At 56.0% G+C, this 20,452-nt stretch carries 17 protein-coding genes and 1 pseudogene; 8 read left to right on the forward strand and 10 right to left on the reverse strand.

What is annotated here, in order from left to right:
* Positions 1–192: 192 nt before the first annotated feature.
* The 4 genes from BM438_RS22010 to BM438_RS22025 form a co-directional block, all read right to left on the reverse strand.
* A complete protein-coding gene (locus BM438_RS22010; RefSeq protein ID WP_093637696.1) occupies positions 193–1,605 on the reverse strand; it encodes an efflux transporter outer membrane subunit in 1,413 nt (470 codons plus the stop codon).
* A 329-nt stretch (positions 1,606–1,934) separates the two neighbouring features.
* Entirely contained in the window at positions 1,935–2,219 is a 285-nt protein-coding gene (locus BM438_RS22015; RefSeq protein ID WP_054035557.1) for a hypothetical protein, read from the reverse strand.
* A gap of 268 nt (positions 2,220–2,487) precedes the next feature.
* Complete coding sequence (locus BM438_RS22020) at positions 2,488–2,931, reverse strand: DUF4399 domain-containing protein (RefSeq protein ID WP_093637699.1); 444 nt, start codon at positions 2,929–2,931, stop codon at positions 2,488–2,490.
* A gap of 47 nt (positions 2,932–2,978) precedes the next feature.
* Complete coding sequence (locus BM438_RS22025) at positions 2,979–3,383, reverse strand: DUF4399 domain-containing protein (RefSeq protein ID WP_234487025.1); 405 nt, start codon at positions 3,381–3,383, stop codon at positions 2,979–2,981.
* Between the two features lie 615 nt (positions 3,384–3,998).
* Between BM438_RS22025 and BM438_RS47030 the strand changes: the two are divergent.
* Together BM438_RS47030 and BM438_RS47035 are read left to right on the forward strand one after the other, a co-directional pair.
* A pseudogene (locus BM438_RS47030) lies at positions 3,999–4,646 on the forward strand (caspase family protein); the annotation flags it as partial.
* The gene (locus BM438_RS47035) at positions 4,626–5,885 is read left to right on the forward strand and encodes a formylglycine-generating enzyme family protein (protein ID WP_425270745.1); all 1,260 of its coding nucleotides are present in this window, start codon (positions 4,626–4,628) and stop codon (positions 5,883–5,885) included. The pseudogene BM438_RS47030 and the gene BM438_RS47035, both read left to right, overlap by 21 nt.
* A gap of 27 nt (positions 5,886–5,912) precedes the next feature.
* Here BM438_RS47035 and BM438_RS22035 read toward each other — a convergent pair whose 3' ends face one another.
* Positions 5,913–8,120, reverse strand: coding sequence for a serine/threonine protein kinase (locus tag BM438_RS22035; RefSeq protein WP_093637709.1), 2,208 nt, complete (start codon positions 8,118–8,120; stop codon positions 5,913–5,915).
* A gap of 415 nt (positions 8,121–8,535) precedes the next feature.
* Between BM438_RS22035 and BM438_RS22040 the strand changes: the two genes are divergently transcribed.
* From BM438_RS22040 to BM438_RS44925, 6 genes are all read left to right on the forward strand, one after another.
* Positions 8,536–8,823, forward strand: coding sequence for a hypothetical protein (locus BM438_RS22040; RefSeq protein WP_093637712.1), 288 nt, complete (start codon positions 8,536–8,538; stop codon positions 8,821–8,823).
* Between the two features lie 88 nt (positions 8,824–8,911).
* Positions 8,912–9,196, forward strand: a complete 285-nt coding sequence (locus BM438_RS22045; protein WP_093637715.1) for a hypothetical protein — start codon at positions 8,912–8,914, stop codon at positions 9,194–9,196.
* A gap of 183 nt (positions 9,197–9,379) precedes the next feature.
* On the forward strand, positions 9,380–9,607 hold the full coding sequence (locus tag BM438_RS22050; RefSeq protein WP_093637719.1) for a hypothetical protein: 228 nt from the start codon (positions 9,380–9,382) through the stop codon (positions 9,605–9,607).
* A gap of 488 nt (positions 9,608–10,095) precedes the next feature.
* The gene (locus BM438_RS22055) at positions 10,096–10,380 is read left to right on the forward strand and encodes a DUF3303 domain-containing protein (protein WP_093637723.1); all 285 of its coding nucleotides are present in this window, start codon (positions 10,096–10,098) and stop codon (positions 10,378–10,380) included.
* Positions 10,381–10,399: 19 nt separating this feature from the next.
* A complete protein-coding gene (locus tag BM438_RS22060; protein ID WP_093637727.1) occupies positions 10,400–12,037 on the forward strand; it encodes an MFS transporter in 1,638 nt (545 codons plus the stop codon).
* 1,359 nt (positions 12,038–13,396) lie between these two features.
* Positions 13,397–13,663 (forward strand): hypothetical protein, encoded by a 267-nt coding sequence (locus BM438_RS44925; protein WP_143131736.1) that lies wholly within the window; start codon positions 13,397–13,399, stop codon positions 13,661–13,663.
* A 700-nt stretch (positions 13,664–14,363) separates the two neighbouring features.
* On the opposite strand, the gene BM438_RS22070 is transcribed toward BM438_RS44925, so the two are convergent.
* The 5 genes from BM438_RS22070 to BM438_RS22090 are packed head-to-tail and all read right to left on the reverse strand — an operon-like array spanning position 14,364 to position 20,451.
* On the reverse strand, positions 14,364–15,704 hold the full coding sequence (locus tag BM438_RS22070) for a DUF4832 domain-containing protein (protein ID WP_093637730.1): 1,341 nt from the start codon (positions 15,702–15,704) through the stop codon (positions 14,364–14,366).
* 6 nt (positions 15,705–15,710) lie between these two features.
* Positions 15,711–16,853 carry a glycosyltransferase gene (locus BM438_RS22075; protein ID WP_093637733.1) on the reverse strand — a complete coding sequence of 381 codons (1,143 nt, stop codon included), beginning with the start codon at positions 16,851–16,853 and terminating at the stop codon, positions 15,711–15,713.
* Between the two features lie 19 nt (positions 16,854–16,872).
* Positions 16,873–17,988, reverse strand: a complete 1,116-nt coding sequence (locus tag BM438_RS22080) for a glycosyltransferase (protein WP_167378430.1) — start codon at positions 17,986–17,988, stop codon at positions 16,873–16,875.
* A complete protein-coding gene (locus tag BM438_RS45580) occupies positions 17,985–19,274 on the reverse strand; it encodes a hypothetical protein (protein WP_093637739.1) in 1,290 nt (429 codons plus the stop codon). The genes BM438_RS22080 and BM438_RS45580 overlap by 4 nt, the downstream gene beginning before the upstream one ends.
* Positions 19,267–20,451, reverse strand: a complete 1,185-nt coding sequence (locus tag BM438_RS22090) for a glycosyltransferase (RefSeq protein WP_167378431.1) — start codon at positions 20,449–20,451, stop codon at positions 19,267–19,269. The genes BM438_RS45580 and BM438_RS22090 overlap by 8 nt, the downstream gene beginning before the upstream one ends.
* Position 20,452 lies beyond the last annotated feature (1 nt).

Genomic DNA, 20,452 nt, shown 5'->3' on the forward strand with positions numbered 1-20,452 from the left:
AGCGCAACGGGAACGGAAAGAAGAACTACGGCGAATTTCGAATGTTTTTAGTGAGCCGGGCAAAACCGGTCTCCTTACAAATTTTAAGTCACGCATGGCAAGTGTCAATTTTCTGATCGTCGGTTGAAAAGGCCATTCATGCGTCATATGCAGCCGAATTGCGCCACGCCACGCGTCATGCCTCGGATTAGCTCAGTGTTCCTTTACTTCCGCTTGCACATCCACGCTCGGCCAACCGCCGCCCAGCGCCTTATAAAGCAACACCGTGTCGGACAGAATCAACTGGTGGTTAGCGAGCAGGTCCTGCTGCGCTTGCAGCAAGGTCCGTTCAGTTTCGAAGACTTCCAGCTGCGACACCACGCCGAGGCGCAGTTGCGACTGAATCTGATCGGCGACGATCTGTAAGCGCGATACCTGCTGCTGCAATTCCACCCGCTGTTCCTTGTGCGAATTCAGATTGACCAGCGCGTTCTCCACTTCCTCGAACGCACCCATGACAGCCACGCGGTACTGTTGTTCGGCAACCGTCGACTGCGCTTTCGTGACCTTCACGTGAGCCCGCACGCCGGGGTCGAGCAGTGGAATGTTGATGCTGGGCATGAATCCGTAGGTGAACGACTTCAGCAAATCGGTCAGCGCGAAACTCGCCGTGCCGCCGTGGCCAGTGAGACTGATGGTGGGCAATTGCGCGAGCTTGGCCTGGCCGACCAGATCGTAGGCTTCCAGCACTCTGAACTCGGCCGCCACCACGTCAGGCCGGCGCGCAAGGAGTTGCGCAGGCAAGCCGTCCGGCACCGCGGGCAGTTGTACGCGTTGCTGCAAATGTCCTTTAGGCAACTGGAACTCGCCCGCCGGCACGCCAAGCAGCGTGCACAACGCGTTGTTCGCGACAGCGCGCGAGCGGCGCAGTTCGAGTAACTGATTGGTTAGACGGTTGATCTCGGCCTGTTGGCGCAATACCTGAGTCTGCGGCACGAGACCGTTGCGGCGTTGGCCGTCGTAGATCGTGAGAATCTGCCGGTTCGTGACCAGCGTTTGTTGCTGCTGGTCGATCTGGTCGTCGAATTGCAGGATCTGAAAGTAGGTACTCGAGACGTTCGCCACCAGTTCCAGATAACCGGCGCGCCAATCCGCTTCGCTGGCGTGGAACTCGGCCTTTTGCGCCTGCACGCCCTTCTCCACTTTGCCCCAGATATCGATGTCCCAGTTCACCTGCGTCGCGACGTTGTACTGCTTGGCAAACGTCTGACCGGTACTCTTTTCGAAATCGGCGCCGGCGCCGAGATCCATGGTCGGCAATGCGCCGGCTTTGGCTTCGCCGATTTGCGTGGAGGCCACGTCGATACGTGCGGCCAGCACCTTGATATCGAAGTTGTTCGCGATTGCCTTAGCGATCAGCGTGTCCAGATACGGATCGTGGAAGCCTTTCCACCAGTCCGGCTCGATGGTCGCGGCCGCCGATACCGGCGAGCCTTTCTGATCGGACCACGAGGCCTTGGCGGGCGTATCCGGCCGCTTGTAGTCGGGCATGCTGACATCGACACACGCACTCAGCGACAGTGCGCAGACTGTCGCGGCGCAGAGTCCGCGCAGCGCCGTGGCCATGTGGCTCGCACTCGCCGGCCGGCGGCCGGGACAGCACCGCGCTGTGGCGTTGAAAAAGCGCTGACGAACCATTGAATCAAGCAACGCTGACACGATTGTCTCCGATGACACCCGCTACGCTGCACGAGAAGAACGCGCTATTTAAGTAAAGCATGTCCTGCCCGGCTTCACCATTGAAGCAGTGCAAGAAGGTCGGCGCGGGGATCGAGCGGTGACGCTGGGGTCGTGTGGAAAGAACGATTGGATGCGAATTCTTTTTGACGCGCTGGGGTTGCCCGAGCTTGCGCGTCCCGCGGAGGCCTGAGAGCCTCCGCGGCGGCCTGCGCCGTTCAATACACGTTGATGTTGTTGCTCGAGGTCACGTGCGGGTCGATCGTGGTGGTGACACCGGCGACGAACGCTGCGTTGTTGCCGTTGGCGTTCTGGATGTTCATTTCGTTGCTGATCAACTGCGTGGCGCTGACGCTCTTGCTGTTGTTCGGTGCATACACCGGCGAGTAGTTGAAGAACGACGACGACGGATAGCCGTAGCCGAAGCCGCCACGCACGGCGCTCATGGCCTTGCTGTCGAGTTGAGCGGTGATGGACAGGTCTTTGATCATCAGCGTGTTCATGGTAAATCTCCTGGAAGGGAAAAAGCACAGTGTTGCGGTTGGGTTCGAGCATCTTGTCTGCTCGAGTGTCACTAATGCATGGGCTGTGCCAGTTTTGCTTTCCGATCCTAAGAAATTTGCGAATGGCCGTAGATAAAGGGTTTCTGGGATGGTATGCCGCTAGTGGCAGTGCAACGGCGGGGATGCGGCTGGTTGATGCTGGTGGATCACAACCAACAACGCCCGCAACTGTGTTGGCTGTGACGTGACACTGAAGCGAAGCACCGTGTCAGCGCGCAATCACGGTGATCTTCTTTGAGTACACCGGCGGGTTGTGCGGTATATGCATGTCGTCGCCCATCAGCAGCTGCAACGTATGCTTGCCGGGCGGGAGTTGAATCATCGTTTCTGTTTCGCCCGCGCCGAAATGCAGATGGTTGCGGTCCGATGGAATTTCCTGGTCCATCGGCGGCAGGTCCGTGTCGATCAGCAGATGGTGGTGCCCGGTGTTCGGATACTTGACGCCTTTTGGCGCCACGCCCATATAGCGCAAGCCGAACCACACCCGAAACGGTTTGTTGGCCTGCACCACCTGGCCATCGTTCGGATAGCCGATATAGGCATGCGCGCCGGCCGGCGACGGCGTCGTGCCGGCCGTGGCGAGATTCGGCGAGGCCAGTGACACCAATGTCGCAAGTGCCACGAACGCCACGAGCGCGATGATCTTGTACATGTTGGTCTCTCCGTCCTGACGGACCCGCTTTGAATGAACGGGACGCGCTAGTCTTTTAGCACGGTGATGGTGATCTTCTTCGAATACACGGGCGGCACATGCGGCACGTGGTTCTGGTCGCCGAGAATGAGCTGCAAGGTGTGCTTGCCCGGCGGCAATTCGATGCGCGCGTCGGTCTCACCTGCGCCGAAATGCAGGTGATTGCGGTCCGATGGAATTTCCTGGTCGAGCGCCGGCAGATCCGTATCGATCAGCAGATGGTGATGCCCGGTGTTCGGAACCGCCACACCCTTCGGGCACACACCCATGTTGCGCAGCCCCATGCGCACCCACAGCTTGCCGCCGTGAATCACGGTGCCGTCCGACGGCCAGATGATGTATTCCTCAGCGCCCGGTGGCGAAGGCGTTTGTTCAGCGCGCGCGGACTCAGACGTGAACGCGATACCAAGCATGAGCGACAAGGCGGCGCACGAAGCCGTGCAGAGCGTTACAAGGCTCGCCTTCGTTCCACGACGTATGTCGAGCACGCCAGGTGTGAGGGTTCTTCGCATTGCGCACTCTCCCGAAGAATAGTCGTCTCCGCCCCGGCTGCGCGAAGCGCAGGCCGGAGGCTCCGACTGGATGTCGCGGGCGCTCGCGTAGTTGCACGTGGGTTCACGTGACGGGTCGATGTCGACGTCGATGAGCAGCCGCTCTATTAAAACGGCCGTACAGCGCTACTTTGTGAATTAGCTTAGGACGTAACTTGCCAAAAAGATACGCCATACTCGTTAACCGTATAACGCACTAACGATGCGCGGACCATTGTCACGCGCAAACCGCGTGCTATCGTTGTTCATAGGTTGTCGATGGAGAGTCGATCACGGCATCGATGCTGCGATCTATTCGCGCCAAAGCCTGATGCGGGCGTCGCGGTCATCGGAACTCTATGTTCTGTCCGGAACAAACAGGATACGAATATGTGGCGAACATTCCTGCTGGTGTGCATGGTCGGGGCGACTCAGGCGTACGGGAGCAGTGTTTATGCCGCGGCGCAGCGTGACGGCACAGAGCACGACGCTGCCGCTATGCGTACGGCGACTACATCCAGCGCGCCGCTCACACCGCAACAGAACAATCCGCAAGCGGCACGTATCGCCTTGGTGATCGGCAACGGCGCGTACGGCGATCATGCAGACCCGCTTCGTGGCAATGCGCCGCGCGACGCTGAAGCCATGCGCGACACGCTGCGTGCGCACGGCTTCGACGTCATCATGCGCACCGATGCGACGCCGCAGCAAATGCAGCAAGCCATAGGCGAATTCCGCCAACGTCTGCATGATGGCGGAATTGGACTGTTCTATTTCGCGGGCCACGGCATGCAAATCGGACGGAAGACGCTGCTCGTGCCCGCCGGTCTCGACGCGCGCGCGCCGGCACGACTGGTTAGCGAAGGCGTCGATTTGAATACCGTATTGCAGGCAATGCGCGCACCGCGTGCCGACGCGCTCAATCTCGTGATTCTCGATACTTGCCTGAACAACCCGTTCTCCTCCGACGCGTCGGTCGATACAGCCTCGTTGCCCGTCAATACTCTGGTTGCCTACGCAACAACACCGGGCGGCTTTGCAGCAGACGGCATGCGGCACGGCCTCTATACGGGCGCATTGCTGCGCGAGTTAAACGAGGCTTCTTCGTCACAAGAACTTGCGGGCTTGTTTCAACGTGTCGCGGCGAGAGTCAGCGAGGCTACCAGCGGCGAACAAACGCCGTGGATCGCCTCTTCGCTTGCCAACAACGCGAGCGCTGCACTAGCGGCGATATCTCGCGGCACTAGTGCAGCGCCCCTCTCCACTGCCAACGACGACGCAATTGTCGCGCTGCACAGTAGAGGCATTCTGCCGAAGGACAGCAGCGAGCAGTACGAGATCACCTTCTGGAACTCCATCAAGGACAGTAACTACCCGAGCGATTACGAGGCCTATTTGAAGGCCTATCCGAACGGCCGCTTCGCTGCGCTCGCCCACGCGCGTATCGACCGGCTACGCGCTGCTGGAGCGGCGAGTGCGCCGTCTGCTGCACCGCCGACTGCACCATTGCCACAAGCCGCGCGACCAGCCGCACCGGCCAGCGCCGCACCGCAAGACCACCCGCACGCCGCCACGCCGACGCCAACTACGCCGCCTGCAACGACCGCCCCACCCGCGGCACCTGCCGCGCAAGCAGCGGCACAAAAGGCCGCGACGCATCCGCCAAGCGCCGGCGAAAGCCGTGACTGCGCCACCTGCCCGATCATGATCGCCTTGCCTGCGGGCTCGTTTTCGATGGGCAGCAGCACCGACGACCCCTCCGAAAAACCCGTCCATCACGTGACCATCGGCGCGCCGTTCGCGATCGGCAAATACGAAGTGACCGTCGAGCAATGGAATGCGTGCGTCGCAGCAAACGCCTGTCAGAAGCTGACGCCTGAAAGCAATACAAACAAAGCTGCGCCGGCACGCGATCTCAGTTGGGAGGACGCACAACAGTACGTGAAGTGGTTGAGCAAAACGACCGGCAAACCGTACCGCTTGCCCTCGGAGGCCGAATGGGAATACGCGGACCGCGGCGGCACCACGACGGCGTACTGGTGGGGTGATCAGATGCGCAAGGGCAACGCCAATTGCAAGGACTGCGGCGATCCGTGGCATAAGGAAGGACCCGAAGTCGCTGGTTCGTTCGCGCCGAATCCGGTGGGCCTGTATGACATGAACGGCAGCGTTTGGGAGTGGGTCGCCGATTGTTGGCACAACTCCTACCAGGGTGCGCCCGCCGACGGCCATGCATGGGACAGCCCCACCTGCGACATGCGGGTGATTCGCGGCGGTTCGTGGCGTGAAGGCGGGGGCTACATGCTGAGCGCGACACGCTTCAAATACAGCGCGAGTGTGCGCCAGTCGCAGGATGGTTTCAGGGTGGTGAAGGATCTTAAGTAAAGCTTGTGGGCGATCCTAACGCATTACCTAAGGCGTACGCGGCTTCGTCGTGATCGGCGCGAAGTCCGCGACGATATGATCCTGACCGTACTTGCCGGCGATCTGCGCGAGTCGCGTCTCCAGGGCGCGCAGATAATCCGCACGTGATTCGCTTTCTGGCCGCGGCTTGTCGAATAGCTGCGTCGGCGTGATCAACAGCACCACCATCTCCGATCCAAACGGCTTCGAAATGATCCAGTCACCCGCGCTGCCGATCGTGGCTGCATAGTGCGGGGGCGCCTGATTGTCCTTCGCACGCGGACTCGGCACCATGTGCACGACGCTACCGTCGAGCTGGTAGTAATCGAGGTTCACGTACGAATCGTAAGCGGGCGTAGTGACGTCCACCACCAGCGGATCGCCTTCGCTCAACAGGCCACCGGGTGGCCTCACATGCAGCGACGCAACGTGGCCCGCTTGCCAGTTGCGTGTCCAGTAGGGTGCGAGCGCTTTGATGGTGTCGCATTTGTCGTCGGCGATTGGCTCGACCTGGAGCGCGAGCGTATCGACGCCCGGCAACGCTGTCAGCGTGTCCTTCAGATGCGCTGCGCCGTAGCGTTGCGAGACGTAGCCGCGCACCGTCAACGAATGGTCTTGTGTCGATGCAGACAGCGCCGAGCACGGCACTTGCGCCAAAACCGGTGTGACGGCCGCTAAGGTCAAAGCGGGTTTGGGCGCGGGCGGCGCAGGAGGCTGCACGGGCGGTGGTGCCGCAGACGCAGCGGCCGTCGGCGCTGTGGTTATCACGGCAGATGAGCCCGCAGATGAGCCCGCGGCCGACTTTGCGGCGCCTCCGGCGACTGGTCCGGCAGTTGCGGATGATTCAGACGCATTCGTCGCCGCCGAAGCCGTTTGATCCGCCGACGCCTCCGAAACCGCCGCAGCCGGCTGCTGGGCATCTTGACGATTCGGAGCCGAACGGAAAGCAAACACACCGACAACCGCCGCACACACCACCGCAAATCCCGCAAATCCCGCCTTGACCAGCGTCCCTGACTTCTCCGCGCGCGCTTCGTTATCGAACTCCGCAATGAAGCGCACGACACTCGGCATGCGCGTGTTTCTGTCGAACGACAGCGCGGCCCGCAATGCGCGCCACTGCTTTGCATCGAGACTGGGCGGACGCTGCGGCTTGAAGTCCGAATTGCGAGCCTGCGTCGCCGACAATCGATCGAACGGATGGTGGCCCGTCAACAGCTCGTAGGTAATGCAGCCGAGCGCGTAGATGTCGTCGCGTGGGTCTGGCTCGCGATGCTCGATCATTTCCGGACTCGCATACGCGGGCGTCAACGCACCGAGACTGCCGGGATCGAAGACGGTTGCGTCGCTCTCCTCCTCCGGCCGCTGGAACACGCGGGCAATGCCGAAGTCGATGACCTTCACTTCGGCATTCGTCGTGAGAAAAACGTTGGCCGGTTTGAAATCGCAATGCACGAAGCCGTGCTCATGCGCATAGGCGAGCGCATTGCACATGCCGCGCACAATCGGCAGCGCGGCGCGAACCGGCATGCCCTTGTAGCCCGGCGTGCGCAATAGTTGGCTCAGCGGCTTGCCGGTCAGGTACTCCATCGTCAGGTAGACGATCGGTCCGTCCCGGTCGAAGTCGTACACCGTGATGATGTTGCGGTGCGCGAGCACCTGCGCCTTGCGCGCCTCGCGTTGCAGTGCGACGAGCGAATTCGGATTGCCGCGGAACTGAACGTTGAGCACCTTGATCGCGAGATACGGTTTGCGATCCGACGCCTCGAGCTTGCGCAAATCGAGCGCCTTATACACTGTGCCCATCCCGCCGACGCCCAGACATTCCTCGAGGACGAAGCGGTTATTCAGCGTGTCGCCAGTACCTTTGATCTGATCATGTCCCGGCACACCAGCGGCGCTCGGTGCGCCTGTCGAGCTTGCGGCGTTGGCCGCACTGGCAGAGCGTACCGACGGTATCTCGACGGTGGTCCGCATGCCAGTTTCGTCGCCGCCCGCCGCCACGTTCGAGACGCGCAGCTGTTCGATGCGCCGCCGCACTTCGGCGTAGAGATCCTCGGGGAGAGCGGCTTTGCGATGCGCTGCGCCGAGCATTTCCAGCAGCTGCGTGCGATCGAGTCCATCGGTCGTCAACGTGCTGTCGAGCTGAGCCACGAACTCGTCGCGTGACAGCTCGCCGCTCTGATAGTCGCGAATCACATGCGCAAGGCTAGCCATTTGTGCGAAGCGCCCCCGCTGCCGTTGGGCCGGATCGCATGCGACCGGAGCCTTTCTGGCTGATAGAAAACCTGTCGTAATCAGTTACATGTGCCGCTTCGATACTAGCTCCCGACCCGGTCTTTCGCAAACCAGGATTGCCCCGCTGCGTGCACGGCCGATGAGTGTCTTGCGACATCCAACAGAATCCGCTGCGTTGTTGGGTACGCGCCATCAGCCGCGAGTCGTCCTCTAGCGAGCTGGTTGCCGCTTCGATGCGGCGACATGACGTGAAAGCCTTGTGCATCAGGCGTTCGTCAACTTTCTTAGGAGAGGGGAGTAAAACTGGCACAGCCCATGCGTTAGTGACACTCGAGCAGACAAGATGCTCGAGCCCAACCGCAACACTGTGATGTTCCCTTCCAGGAGATTTACCATGAACACGCTGATGATCAAAGACCTGTCCATCACCGAACAACTCGACAGCAAGGCCATGCGCGCCGTACGTGGTGGCCTCGGCTTCGGCTTTGGCTACCCCAGCACGTCGTACACCAACATCAGCCCGGTCTTCGCGCCGAACAACAGCAAGCAGGTTAGCGCTACGCAGTTGATCAGCAACGAAATGAACATCCAGAACGCCAACGGCAACAACGTCGCGTTCGCTGCCGGCCTCACTTCGTCGATCAACCCCTGCGTCACGTCGAGCAACAACATCCACGTCTAACGCCTGATTCGGCGAAGCGGACAGGCCCTCGGCAATTTCCGCTTCGCTCCGATCACGCCCGTCTTCCGCGCACCTTTGGAGAATCACCATGTCATCCCTCATGATTCGCGATCTATCCCGCACCCGCGAGCTCGACCGCCGGGCAATGTCCGCGGTGGCCGGCGGCACCGGCAGCAGCGTGCCCGGCCTGCCCTCGATTGCCGGCCTTAGCGGCATCGCCAATGTCAACGTCTCGGTGAACCAGAATCTCAGCCAGATTCAAACCGTCAATGTTGCCGCTCTCAACAACATCGGCGTGATCGGCGCCGGCTTCGTGCCGTTGCATCTGAATGTCAGCCCGTCGCTGTGGGCTGCCAATTACGCCAACGTTTAACGGCATGCAGTAGCGAAGGACCGGGGGCTTCCCTACTGCTGCCTGCTCATATCGGGCAGGCGAGCTGCAAGCAGATTTCCTATACTGATAGTGCGACGAGACCTCAGCACACTTAAAGACAGTCCCGAGCGACGGCTGGCCAATCGCACCAGCCGCCAGCTCGATCGCTTCCCTGGAGCCACCATGGCAAAGCTCGCTATCCAAGACCTCACTGAAAGCGTCGAACTCGACCGCCAGGCGATGGCCGCCATTGTTGGCGGCGCACGCATTGGTGCACGTGCGAGCATCGCCGTGCAGGTGGTGCCTAGATCCACACGCGTCGTCGACTATCCGCCGGGTTTTCCCGCAGCGCATCAGGCCATTGTCGATGTGCCCGCTGGTGCGATACCGCGCAATTTGTCGCGTAGCTAGGCCTCCAATCAGACACTCGCAACAACGGCACGCGCCTGACGCGCGTGCCGTTTGCGTTTGATGCATCGGCGTTTGTTCGGCGCGCCACTCGCACGTGTGCCGGTGCTGCCGGCACACTGCATGGTCCGCTTCGAAATAGATCGATACCGACATCTTCGCCAGCCGCATTAAAAGGTCCTTCTTATAGGACGCACGAGAGGTCCGCAATTGGAAACGAGCGCGACCGCCAAGCTATTCCTGCGACGGATGAATTTGTTCGATTAACCTGGTGAATGTCCGCACGCGGCGACGTTAGCGATCGTGCACTCACCTATGATGCTTAGGATGCCACGTGGTTTTATGCCGTTCGCCAATAGCAAGCGCTATCCGGACAGCATCCTGGCTCAGAAGCGCTGGGGCGCGAGGCATGCAAAAGCGTCGCACAGCGCGAACGGCGATCACGACCTGCCACGAGCCGGCATCGCCAAACCATATATTGGAGACACGCAATGAAATTCATCGTGCAATGGAATGGCCTGCCGACCGCGGAAAACTCCGTCATCGAGCGCTTCATGAAAACCGGCGGACGGGCGCCTGAAGGTGTCAAACTGCTGGGACGCTGGCATGCGATCGGCGGATTGCATGGCTTCGCAGTCGTCGAGGCGGACGATTCGCGCGGACTGTCGGCGCTAGCGCTCGAATGGGGCGATTTGCTGACAATGAGCATCTTTCCCGCGGCGACTGACGAAGACCTCGGCGCGGCATTGGGCGCGCATCAAGCCAAACGAGAATAAGTGCGCGAGTAAGACCGTCATGACGCCCAACCTTGACACGCCCCTACCCACCGGACAACTGCTGCCGTTTCGCGAGTCGCTGCTGGCGATGCTTGGCGTTGCATTCGTCTCGATGCTGGTGGCGCTCGATCAAACCATTGTCGGCACCGCGCTGCCGCGCATCGTCGCCGATCTGAAGGGCTTCGATCTGTACGCATGGGTCGCGACTGCGTACATGCTGGCTTCAGTGATCACCATTCCGATCTTTGGGCGGCTAGGTGATCTGTTCGGCCGCAAGCCGTTTCTGGTCGCCGCGATTCTGTTGTTCACCGGCGCGTCGGTATTGTGCGGGTTCGCTACCAGTATGCTGTTGCTGGTGATTTCGCGCGGTTTGCAGGGGATAGGCGGCGGCATTCTTATCGGCACGGTGTTCGCTACCGTCGCCGATCTGTTCCCCAATCCGAAACTACGGCTGCGCTGGCTAGTGTTCGTCACCTCTGCCTTCGGGGTTGCGAATATGGTCGGGCCGACGCTTGGAGGCATGCTCACACAATACGGCGGCTGGCGGCTAGTGTTTTTCGTTAACGTGCCGGTTGGCCTCGTGTCGCTGCTGTTCGTGCTGCGGTTTTTGCCACCCCTACGTCACCTGCGACACAAAGGCCCCGTGCGGCTCGACTGGCTCGGCGCGTTCGTGGTCGCGGTCACGTTCGGTTCGTTGCAATTGCTGATCGAATTGTTTCCGAGGTACGGCGTCGACACGATAACGATCGTGCTGGCCGTTGTTGCAGTGAGTTTTGCAATGACGCTCTGGCTATGGGAGCGGAGGATGAAGTATCCGATCATTCCGGTGGATATGCTGATGGACCGTAAGCTGTCGGCGCTCTTCGCGATGTCGGTGCTTGGCGGTTTCGCGCTGTTTTCGCTGGTGTTTTATGTGCCGCTGCTGTTTCAGGGCGGCTATGCGATGTCCGCACACGACTCCGGCATGCTGATCACGCCGCTGCTGCTCGGCACGACGGTCGGCAGCGTGGTGAACAATCGTATCGTCACACGGATCCGTCGCGCGAACGGCATTATGTATGTCGGTTTCGCGCTGTCCGCGTTGGCATGTCTGGGTGTGATCGTACTCAGAGGTACCGAGCCGCATCTGGTGTGGATGTCGTGCATGGGCATCAGCGGTCTCGGGCTCGGTCTGGTGGCGACCAGTTTGACGGTCTGTTCGCAGCAGATCGTCGCGCGCGACCAGCTCGGCGCGGCAACGGCGTTGCTGCAATCGTTGCGTACTTTCGGTGGGATGCTGGGCACGGTGATGACCGGTGCGTTGCTTGGGCATCTCTATACGCAGGGGGTGCATCGCTCGCTTGCTTCGTATCAGGCGACGCAGTGGTTCAAATCGTTTGCGAGTCCCGAACTGCTGGTGGATCGCGCGGAGCAGGCGGCGTTGATCAATCGTCTGGTGAGCGCCGGGCATGCGGGCGATGCGATGATGAATTCTGCGCGGGATGCGCTCGTGCAGTCGATTCATATCGGCATCCTGGTGGCGGGCGCGGCAGCGTTGATTGGGTTGTGTCTTGCGTGGTTTGTGCCGCCGGTGAGGATTAGCTATTCGGAGGCGGAGTTGGTGGTGGGTGGGCCGGCGCAAGCGGATGCGATTCCGCCGCGCGGGAATGCGCTTTAGGTGGTGGTGGAGTTGGGCTCTGTGTCTGATTTCATCAGCTTGCCTGCTTCTTCAGGTTTGGAGGCACTAACTTGTGCCGTTTGACATGTGTCACGCCGAAGCGAAACTGCGAGTAAAAGCCTCCATATTTGAGGCACGGCAAGTACTTCTTGAAATCCATCCGTAATCAAAATACCCCTCAAATCAAGGGACATTCGACGCATTTCTCGAACGAATGATCGTAGGAAAGCTTGACCGAACGATTGCGATTTCTTAACATGGACGTCGCCGCTTGCACACTTAAGACCAACTCGTTTCCAACCAGGCGCGCGCATAGAACAAGGCCAAAACTAAACAACGAGGTCTTCCGGGGTTCTTGCATGACAATGGATGAAGACATCGCGCACGTAGCGCGAGTGATGGCGCCGTCGTTGCGCGCCTTTCGTGGTGAACCTGTGCTGCCACCAGCCTATTGGCGAAAACGACTACAACGCATACAGGATGAATTCCCTCTGACCGAACTGCAAACGTTTCAGATTGAGCGGTTGCTTGGGGAGTTGGATCGGTTTGAGGCGGAGCGGAGGGGACGGGGTTAGTGGGTTCCGCAGTGAACGTGGCGGCCCTCTCCTCCCGTCGAGACTACGGCTGCCAAACCGTGCCAAAGTGGCACGCGAACTAGCGGAACTTCTTGAGCGATGATTGGGTATCGCTATGGAAGACGATTGTCGTGTCGGGGACAAGCCCACGCAAAGAACGCGGATTGAATCGCAGACAGTGGCCGTTATACAGAGGCACTAAAAATAGACGTCTCAGCCGTCGGGGATTTCCAATCATTGCAACAATGAATGACGAAAATTCAATGACATATCTTAAGACGGTGGTTCGATCTAGTGAAGAAACATTAAATTCCCATATTCACGAATCTCTTGCTGCCCAACACCAAAGCATTTTTCGATTCTTGTGAAATTTCATTCAGCACACCACCCCTCCTAACCAAAGCGAGTTAAGCCCCTGCCATTCGACAAGGACGACTCGAAACAGTTGGAACTCGTGCCAGGTGCCCCCCAAAGGTATCATGCCCGGTAACAAGCGCGACGATCAGGTCTTCACGCAGCGCATCGCTCGCCCGCGCAGAGACATGACGGGCGGGGCGACGCCTTGCCAGCGCCGACTTTAGCGGCCAAACGTACGGGCGCGCACGATGGCACGCACCATTTTCCCCATACAATTGGAGAATTCCACTTACGGAACTTGCGTCGCGCAGGGCGCTCACAACCACTCTCGTGCCAAGAACGCGATCAGTTCCCCAAGATTCGATACGAGCAATTGAACGCATTTTGCACTTAGGCATCGGCCAAATCGCCTATCCCGGACAAAAAAATGGCATTCCCAAACGCCGTCAATACGACTATCACCATCCTCGAAACAGGTGGTTTGATAACGCTAAGCATAGGTCTGGTGGTCATTTTTGCTCGCCGGGTCAAGGCACGTCGGCAACACCACGTTGATGCCCGTGAAGCTCAGAATGAATACACTCAGATCCTTCGAGACGCAGGTTGGAACGTCACCGAAGCCTCAAATAACGAAGTCTCATCGGCAGTCCCTCCCGGCGCCATTGACAGACGGACCGCTTCCTACAAAAAATAGGGATCGTGTCTCGCCAATTCGGAACGTGCGCCACGCGCAGCCACTGACATTCAATCAGGCCGTAAGTCCGTTCGCCACAATTATCACGGACAACTCAAATATTTTTTTGTATAATTATCGAAAATAGAATTCGCGCACCGGCTGCGATAGGGGATCAGACCATTATGATTCGAAAAACCGTCTTTATTACACTCATATTTTCCGCAAATTTCGCCTGCGCGCAGACAGATTCGCCTGAGCTTCTCCGCGGATCATTGAATGAGTTTTACTCTCCCTATTCCAGCCCTACCACAACTCATAATCACTACCCGCAGCGATATAACGATAGAAAAAGTCGCTCGAAAATTGACACAGAAGATAAGAAACGCTTCGTCGAGTCGTATCAGATGCCAAGTTTACTTAAAGAGGCAACGACTGATCCTGAATTAAGGGTGCAAGCATTGCTACCCTACGGAAACACTAATCATGGTCAGAGTTTGACGGCCGGGTCATCGGCCAAATATGGCGTCCGACCAGGCTCCGTCACGTCGCGCACTTCACAATCGCCATTCTCCGGTCAGTCTAACTACAGCGATGCTAATTCTGAAGCCGCTCAAGTCTCAGGTGTCGCATCAATGGAAGCTCTACCATCTGCCAAATCTCCTGATAAAAGAGCTACTGGCGGCCTCCCCACATATTAACTCCCGTCCGAAAATTGCTTCTACTGAGTCACGTTAATGTTGCCGAGCACATACCAATTCCCTATCTTGGGCAACACTATCGCGATCTTGTAAGATGGAATTTTGTCCGTCTCTCTGGCTAACAAACCGACGGCAATTTTATACTTTCCCGATTGAACTCCCGAAAAATTTGCAATACTCGACTCTTCGATCGATTTTCCTGGAACCCAACTCGTTGGCGCGCTACCGTTGACAGTGGAGACGCGCACAACTTCTCCAGAATCATTTAATAACGCGACAGCAGTAACGCACGGCATAAATATTTTTGAAACGCCATCATTTTCCCAAATAAATTTCATCGGTAGCGATTTCGATCTTGACACGGAGCCTTGATAGCTTGCCTCCTTCAAAACAAAATGAAATCCAATGCGATTGGTCGCATCCTCTATCAATTTCTTGTATTTGACCAGGATATCGCTTGGGCCCGGCGGAAATTGAATGTAAGTTGGCTTGCCAATTTCAATGCTCTCTGGAATCAGTCGTCCATCATCCCACCATCCCCTCTGCTCAAGGTACGGAATATTCCCCCAAAATTCCATGATCGCCGGAGCCAACCCAAATGCAGGACGCAGCTCCTCCCCATGGGATCCCCCTATTCCGTCGCGGCGAACTGCAACTCCACGAGAAGCAATCCATTCACTCCAAAGAGCGTTCTGACTACTCTGTGCCAAACGAGTCTTTTTAAAATATTTTAGATGCAGCAGGAGGTGAGATTTATCAAAACTCTCTCCCCAATTACCGAATGACCGTACATCAATAAATTCAATTCGAGGATCGCCGTCATACCTCGAGGCCATCGCCTGAACCAATTGTTCAAGAAATTTCATGAAGATAAGATCGTCGTAGTCTCGCGGCTCTCGTTTGACCCCTGGAGATCCGGTCATTGCATCGGATTTGCTATTAATCGTAAAAATATGCTCGGGGACACCGGCATCGAAAACCCATTTGGGCGTTACGTATCCGTCGCCACCGAAATGTGTGTTTCCAGCCATCACCCCAAAGGCGACCTTCTTTCCCTTCGCCGTCCATGCATCAATAAACGCGTCCACCTTCGACCAGTCGAAACGTCCCACTCCATCTGGCTGGATCTGGCTCCAAGCGAATCTGGTGTACCCAACACTAGTTAGAGATAGTTCCTCAGCCGTTTTCCTGGACGGATCATCGTAGGAAATCCAGCCCTTCCCAGGATTTATCAAAGGCGTAAGATCTTCCGTCGGTTGGATCGTTAAGATTTCCTGAGGATGCGCCGGCGTGGTCCTAGAGAACAACAACAGTAAGTATACTGCGCATCGCAGAATCGACCTCCAATTTAAGACCGTCATTATTGATTACCCATTAGCTAGAGAGCCACTCTCAAGCGCCGTTTGCCTATCTACTCCGTACGCGTCAAATGTGCCCTCGACCATTTTTTCCAAGGCAAACCGCTTCGTCGCGAAAAGCCGAGCGGCGCGGCCCATTTTCTCTCGCAGAATAGGGTCATCAATCAGGCGTTGAAGTGCCGAAACAGCATCTTCGTCTGAATGACAAACGAACCCGGTGACACCGTCAATCACGGCCTCCCTGCATCCATCGATGTCGGAGACAATAGCTGGTAAACCAATTAGTTGCGCTTCAATCAATGAGAGTGGCAGCCCCTCCCATTGGGACAGCAGGAGAAAGACGTCGGCTGTCAACAACGTCTCCTGCACACCCTCTCGGCTGATCCAACCGGTGACGCTTACCGTCTGTTCAGAGGCACCCGCCGTCATCAATTCACTCTTTGATTCCCCGTCGCCAATCCAGACAAATTCAGCGTGCGAATGCGAGAACCGATCGGCTATCGCCTTGAATCTGCCTGGCGCCTTTTGCGGTGAAATTCGGCCTACGGTAGCAACTTTCAATCGCCCCTCCTCGAGCGATGCAATCTTTGACACTCTCGGTCTAACAGCATTTTCAACCAACTGCACCCGCTGCGCGAAAACTCTATGCCTTGCCATTTCAGCCTCGCTCGGGGAGCAAGCAATGACGTTTCCACTAACGAATGTCGCCATACGTTCAAATAATAGAAAAAGTTTCCGTTTTATTCTTGAAACATCTTGCCGAAGAAAAGCATATCCGTGCGGGGTATAAAATAGCCGTTGACGATATCCAGCCAAAACACCCGCCAAGCGCCCCACGACGCCGGCCTTCGAAGAATGCAGATGAACAATTGTCGGACTGACGCGTCTTACAAGGCGCCAAATCAAGAGGATCGCTAAGAAATCCCGCCAAATATCCGGTGCAGTCACCATCGGTATGACCACACGTTTGACTCGTGACGAAAAAATCTCGTCCAGATCGGCAGTGGGAGGAGTATCTGACCGAACGGAGTGCGCCAATACAACAACCCAACCCTGATCGACTTGACTATTCACAAGCTGCGCAACGGCATACAGAACTCCCCCGCCCAATGCTTCCGTAACGTGAAGTACACACCCCGGACTTTTTTTCATCTCTTCCCTCTGCGGTCTATTATTTTACTTTGTTATAAACTTCCACCCAGCGAAGCGCGACGTCTTTTATTGAGAACTCATTTCTTACAAAGGTTCGCGCAAGCTTCTCCGCTTTCTCTTTTTCACTATTTGACAGCTGCATCACCTCCCACATCTGACAAGCCAGAGCAACTGGTTGGTGTGGCGGTATTAACCTTCCAACTTGTGGAGTTACCAGTTCGCCCACCCCGCCAACATCAGTCGCAACGACAATGCGACCGCTAGCCATTGCTTCGAGTATCACCATCGGCAGACCCTCCCAAGCTGATGACATAACGAAAGCGTCTGCCGCACACATTAATTCCGGAACGTCGCGACGCGCCCCCAGGAAGATTACGTTATTGGCAAGATCAAGTTCGATCACTCGTTGCTTCAATATGAATTCCTGGGGTCCTTCCCCTACGATGAACACGCGAAATTTTGAACAACCTCTTTCCCGAAGCTCTGCCAGTGCCGCAATCAAATTCTCAAAATCCTTTGCCGGGACCAATCTCCCTATCGCCAACCAGACAAATTCATCCTTCACATCAAAAATGTTTCGTACCTTCGAACGAGTAGCCGAATTCCAATCGAACCTTTCGGTATCAACCCCGTTAGGTATAAATCCACCCTTTTTCGAGTCAATAATCTTTAGATAAACATATCGAAAATAGCCCGCCTGACTAACATTGGTCATATAGGTCGATAAGCGACTGGTCAATCTATAAGCAAGTATTTTTAATCGACTTCCTTCAAATTCATCAATATTGTGAGCCGTCGAAACCAATGGAATGTTGCGAAAAAAAATCCGTGCGATGCGAGCAAAGACGTTTGCATGATACATGTGCGAATGAATAATCTGCGGTCGCCACTTCCTAACCAGAAACACAAATTTAAGTATCGCCCTAAGATCCGCAACTCCCGGGGTCATGTTCATTGAATATACCGACGCACCGAACGCCTCCAGCTCGTCAACAAAATAACGAGGTGCAATCAGCGAAACCACAGCCACCTCCCAACCGAGTTGGCACAATTCCCTAACTATCAATACGATTTGATTTTCCGCCCCGCCCATGTTGAGGCCCGTAATCACGAACATCACTTTTTTCTTTTTCATAGCAAATTCTTCCGCGATGCGGGGAAAGCCGTGCTCCACTGCAAAAGGATTCCTAAAACTGCCCACATTCCAAGAAGTTGAATGTAGCCAGTAACCAAAGCAGCACATGCCACCCAAACAAAAAATACGGAATATCCGAGCATTCGTTGAGATGAAGATCGAATACTCCTGATCGCCTTCATTCCAACCAGCGCCATGCCGATCGCACCAACCACGCCGGTGCCCATGAAGGTAGCTATAATCCAGCTATGAATACCGGACGATCCGGTCGCCTGCAGAGCCAAAGTCGAAACATCGCCTAAGCCGTATCCAAAAAAAAATGGCATTAGATCGCCCCTGAACACCGACTGCAAGGCAAACAGGATCGATGTCAGACGCTCTGTCCACGAGACTCCGTGGTCGAGTTCAGCGTACGCCCGCTCTTGAAATGACATCAGGAATGCGTACACAGCAAGTGCCAAAATTAGTGCGGAGACCACGCTAATCGCGAGCTTCTGGAGCAAGGGCCGACGTAATGTTTTCCTATAAAACAAAGCTAATGAAGGAAGCATGCCAAGCGCGAGATACGGCATCCCGCCGGACTTGGCAAAATATATAAGGAGACCACCGAATATTAACGATTGAATAAATATCAACCTTTCCAAACGGCGAATCTTCCAGCTCCCTACGAATACGACATTGAATAAGATAACAATCCACGGAGCCAACACCGCAAACATCGACGAAGGTTCGGGAAATAGTCCAAATGACCTTTTCGTGTAAACCGCATATAGATCCGTTATTTTACCCGACTCCATTTCTGCGAACGACGGATTAACATAAATCTGAATAAACGGGAAGGCCTCGTTCACGTAAAATATTTGCTGCACTATTCCAACGACCCCGTGGACGAGCATGGCCAGAGCAGCGCCGACGCAGAAATTTCGTATGGCCCCTTTGCGCGAGACAGCGCCACCCGCCGCAATAACCGTCAAAAGCGCAAAAGCCTGCGTTGCTGTCGCATTGACGTTTACGTCGCTTTGACGGCCTAGAATCAGTGGCAACAACGACGGAACAACTAGGAGAAGATAGCAAGCAATAAGATCTTTCTTCACGAAAACCCGCTTGGCCATTAGCCATAGTGCGGCAATCGTGATTACATGCCCCAATTGCAATCCTGTGTTATTTCCCACCGGTAATGCGGGATAGGGGAACAGCACACAGAACGAAAAAACTCCGACGAATTTCTCGAATGCGGTTGTTCGAGAGTAAGATTCCCGGGACGAATATTCGAGATATTTATTCATATATATAGCTCAATATTTCGGCGTGACGGTCCCAGCTCAAATCTGCGCGAGCGGCTTCGAATCCAGACTGAAATGTTTTCTTAAAATCAGAAAGTAGCACCGCCTCTATCGCAGCCGCGATTTCTTCCGGACTATTTTCTTTGATCGTGACGCCGATGCGAAAACGGTCAACGGTTTCCCCCAAAGCGCCTTCTGACGTAGCCACAACGGGAAGCCCAAAGGCAATTGCGTTAAATAGCACGCCACTTTGAGCGGAAAATTCCCGATAAGGAAGCACTAACAACCGGGCGGATGCGAACAGATCTGGCAAATTTTTTTCGTCAATATACGAAGCAATCAATTCGATCTGACAACCATCAACACGCAGAGCGTCAATCTTTGGCCTGATAATTTGATTAAAATATGCCATGTCATCCGGAAATCCCGCTATAAGGAGTCGCACCTTCTTGGACAAGAAAGTCATAGCATCAAGCAGTACATCCAAACCTTTATTTTTTCTGATTGTTCCAAAAAATAACGCTGTCGCAAGCTGCTCAGAAGCTACCGCCGAGACTTGACCTGCTTTGGGAGTCCAAACTCCGTGAGGGGCGACATAAATTTTATCTCGGCGAGATTCCCCCACGAATTGAATTAGATCATGGCGCAACTTCTCGCTATGAACTATCAGAAATTCACAATTCAAAAAGATAAATTTGTTTATTTTATCCACAAAAAATCGTGGGATATATCGTGGATACAGATGAGGATATATATTATGAACGGTTATTCCGACGCGCCTCTGCAAAGCCATCCGGACCATTGGAACTAAGGCCCAGGCGGTCCAAGTGGCAAACTCCTGCATATGTATCACCCGAACATCTGGGCGTTTTAGCAACCAAGTGAAGGTCAAAAAATCACGCCGGAAATAATGCGTCAGACGGGAAATCACCCACTGGATCTTGAAACGAAAATTCTCGCGCAACTTGAGGGCAGGCAAGATGTCATTGATCGCATACGCAGCGTTCCGTCTTGCTGCGTCCAAATCGCGGCTTGTGAGAAGCTCATAATTCCTGTCAGGACGAGCGACGCCATTGAGTGCAACCATCACTTCTTCCGTATACAACGCATGGCCCCCGGCAGGTGTTGGTGCAAACATTGCGACGGTGCTTGTACTGCGATTCGTCAAGCCAGCTCTCATG

The sequence above is a fragment of the Paraburkholderia aspalathi genome (genome assembly GCF_900116445.1).
In the GTDB taxonomy this organism is placed as follows: Bacteria; Pseudomonadota; Gammaproteobacteria; order Burkholderiales; family Burkholderiaceae; genus Paraburkholderia; species Paraburkholderia aspalathi.

What these genes read in the sequence shown, in the direction of transcription:
- BM438_RS22090 (WP_167378431.1), bottom strand. Translation starts at nt 20,451, where the DNA reads ATGAGAGCTGGCTTGACGAATCGCAGTACAAGCACCGTCGCAATGTTT.
- BM438_RS44925 (WP_143131736.1), top strand. Translation starts at nt 13,397, where the DNA reads ATGGCATTCCCAAACGCCGTCAATACGACTATCACCATCCTCGAAACA.
- BM438_RS22050 (WP_093637719.1), top strand. Translation starts at nt 9,380, where the DNA reads ATGGCAAAGCTCGCTATCCAAGACCTCACTGAAAGCGTCGAACTCGAC.
- BM438_RS22080 (WP_167378430.1), bottom strand. Translation starts at nt 17,988, where the DNA reads ATGAAAAAGAAAAAAGTGATGTTCGTGATTACGGGCCTCAACATGGGC.
- BM438_RS22015 (WP_054035557.1), bottom strand. Translation starts at nt 2,219, where the DNA reads ATGAACACGCTGATGATCAAAGACCTGTCCATCACCGCTCAACTCGAC.
- BM438_RS22060 (WP_093637727.1), top strand. Translation starts at nt 10,400, where the DNA reads ATGACGCCCAACCTTGACACGCCCCTACCCACCGGACAACTGCTGCCG.
- BM438_RS22070 (WP_093637730.1), bottom strand. Translation starts at nt 15,704, where the DNA reads ATGACGGTCTTAAATTGGAGGTCGATTCTGCGATGCGCAGTATACTTA.
- BM438_RS45580 (WP_093637739.1), bottom strand. Translation starts at nt 19,274, where the DNA reads ATGAATAAATATCTCGAATATTCGTCCCGGGAATCTTACTCTCGAACA.
- BM438_RS22020 (WP_093637699.1), bottom strand. Translation starts at nt 2,931, where the DNA reads ATGTACAAGATCATCGCGCTCGTGGCGTTCGTGGCACTTGCGACATTG.
- BM438_RS22010 (WP_093637696.1), bottom strand. Translation starts at nt 1,605, where the DNA reads ATGGCCACGGCGCTGCGCGGACTCTGCGCCGCGACAGTCTGCGCACTG.
- BM438_RS22035 (WP_093637709.1), bottom strand. Translation starts at nt 8,120, where the DNA reads ATGGCTAGCCTTGCGCATGTGATTCGCGACTATCAGAGCGGCGAGCTG.
- BM438_RS22025 (WP_234487025.1), bottom strand. Translation starts at nt 3,383, where the DNA reads ATGCTTGGTATCGCGTTCACGTCTGAGTCCGCGCGCGCTGAACAAACG.
- BM438_RS22045 (WP_093637715.1), top strand. Translation starts at nt 8,912, where the DNA reads ATGTCATCCCTCATGATTCGCGATCTATCCCGCACCCGCGAGCTCGAC.
- BM438_RS22075 (WP_093637733.1), bottom strand. Translation starts at nt 16,853, where the DNA reads ATGAAAAAAAGTCCGGGGTGTGTACTTCACGTTACGGAAGCATTGGGC.
- BM438_RS22055 (WP_093637723.1), top strand. Translation starts at nt 10,096, where the DNA reads ATGAAATTCATCGTGCAATGGAATGGCCTGCCGACCGCGGAAAACTCC.
- BM438_RS22040 (WP_093637712.1), top strand. Translation starts at nt 8,536, where the DNA reads ATGAACACGCTGATGATCAAAGACCTGTCCATCACCGAACAACTCGAC.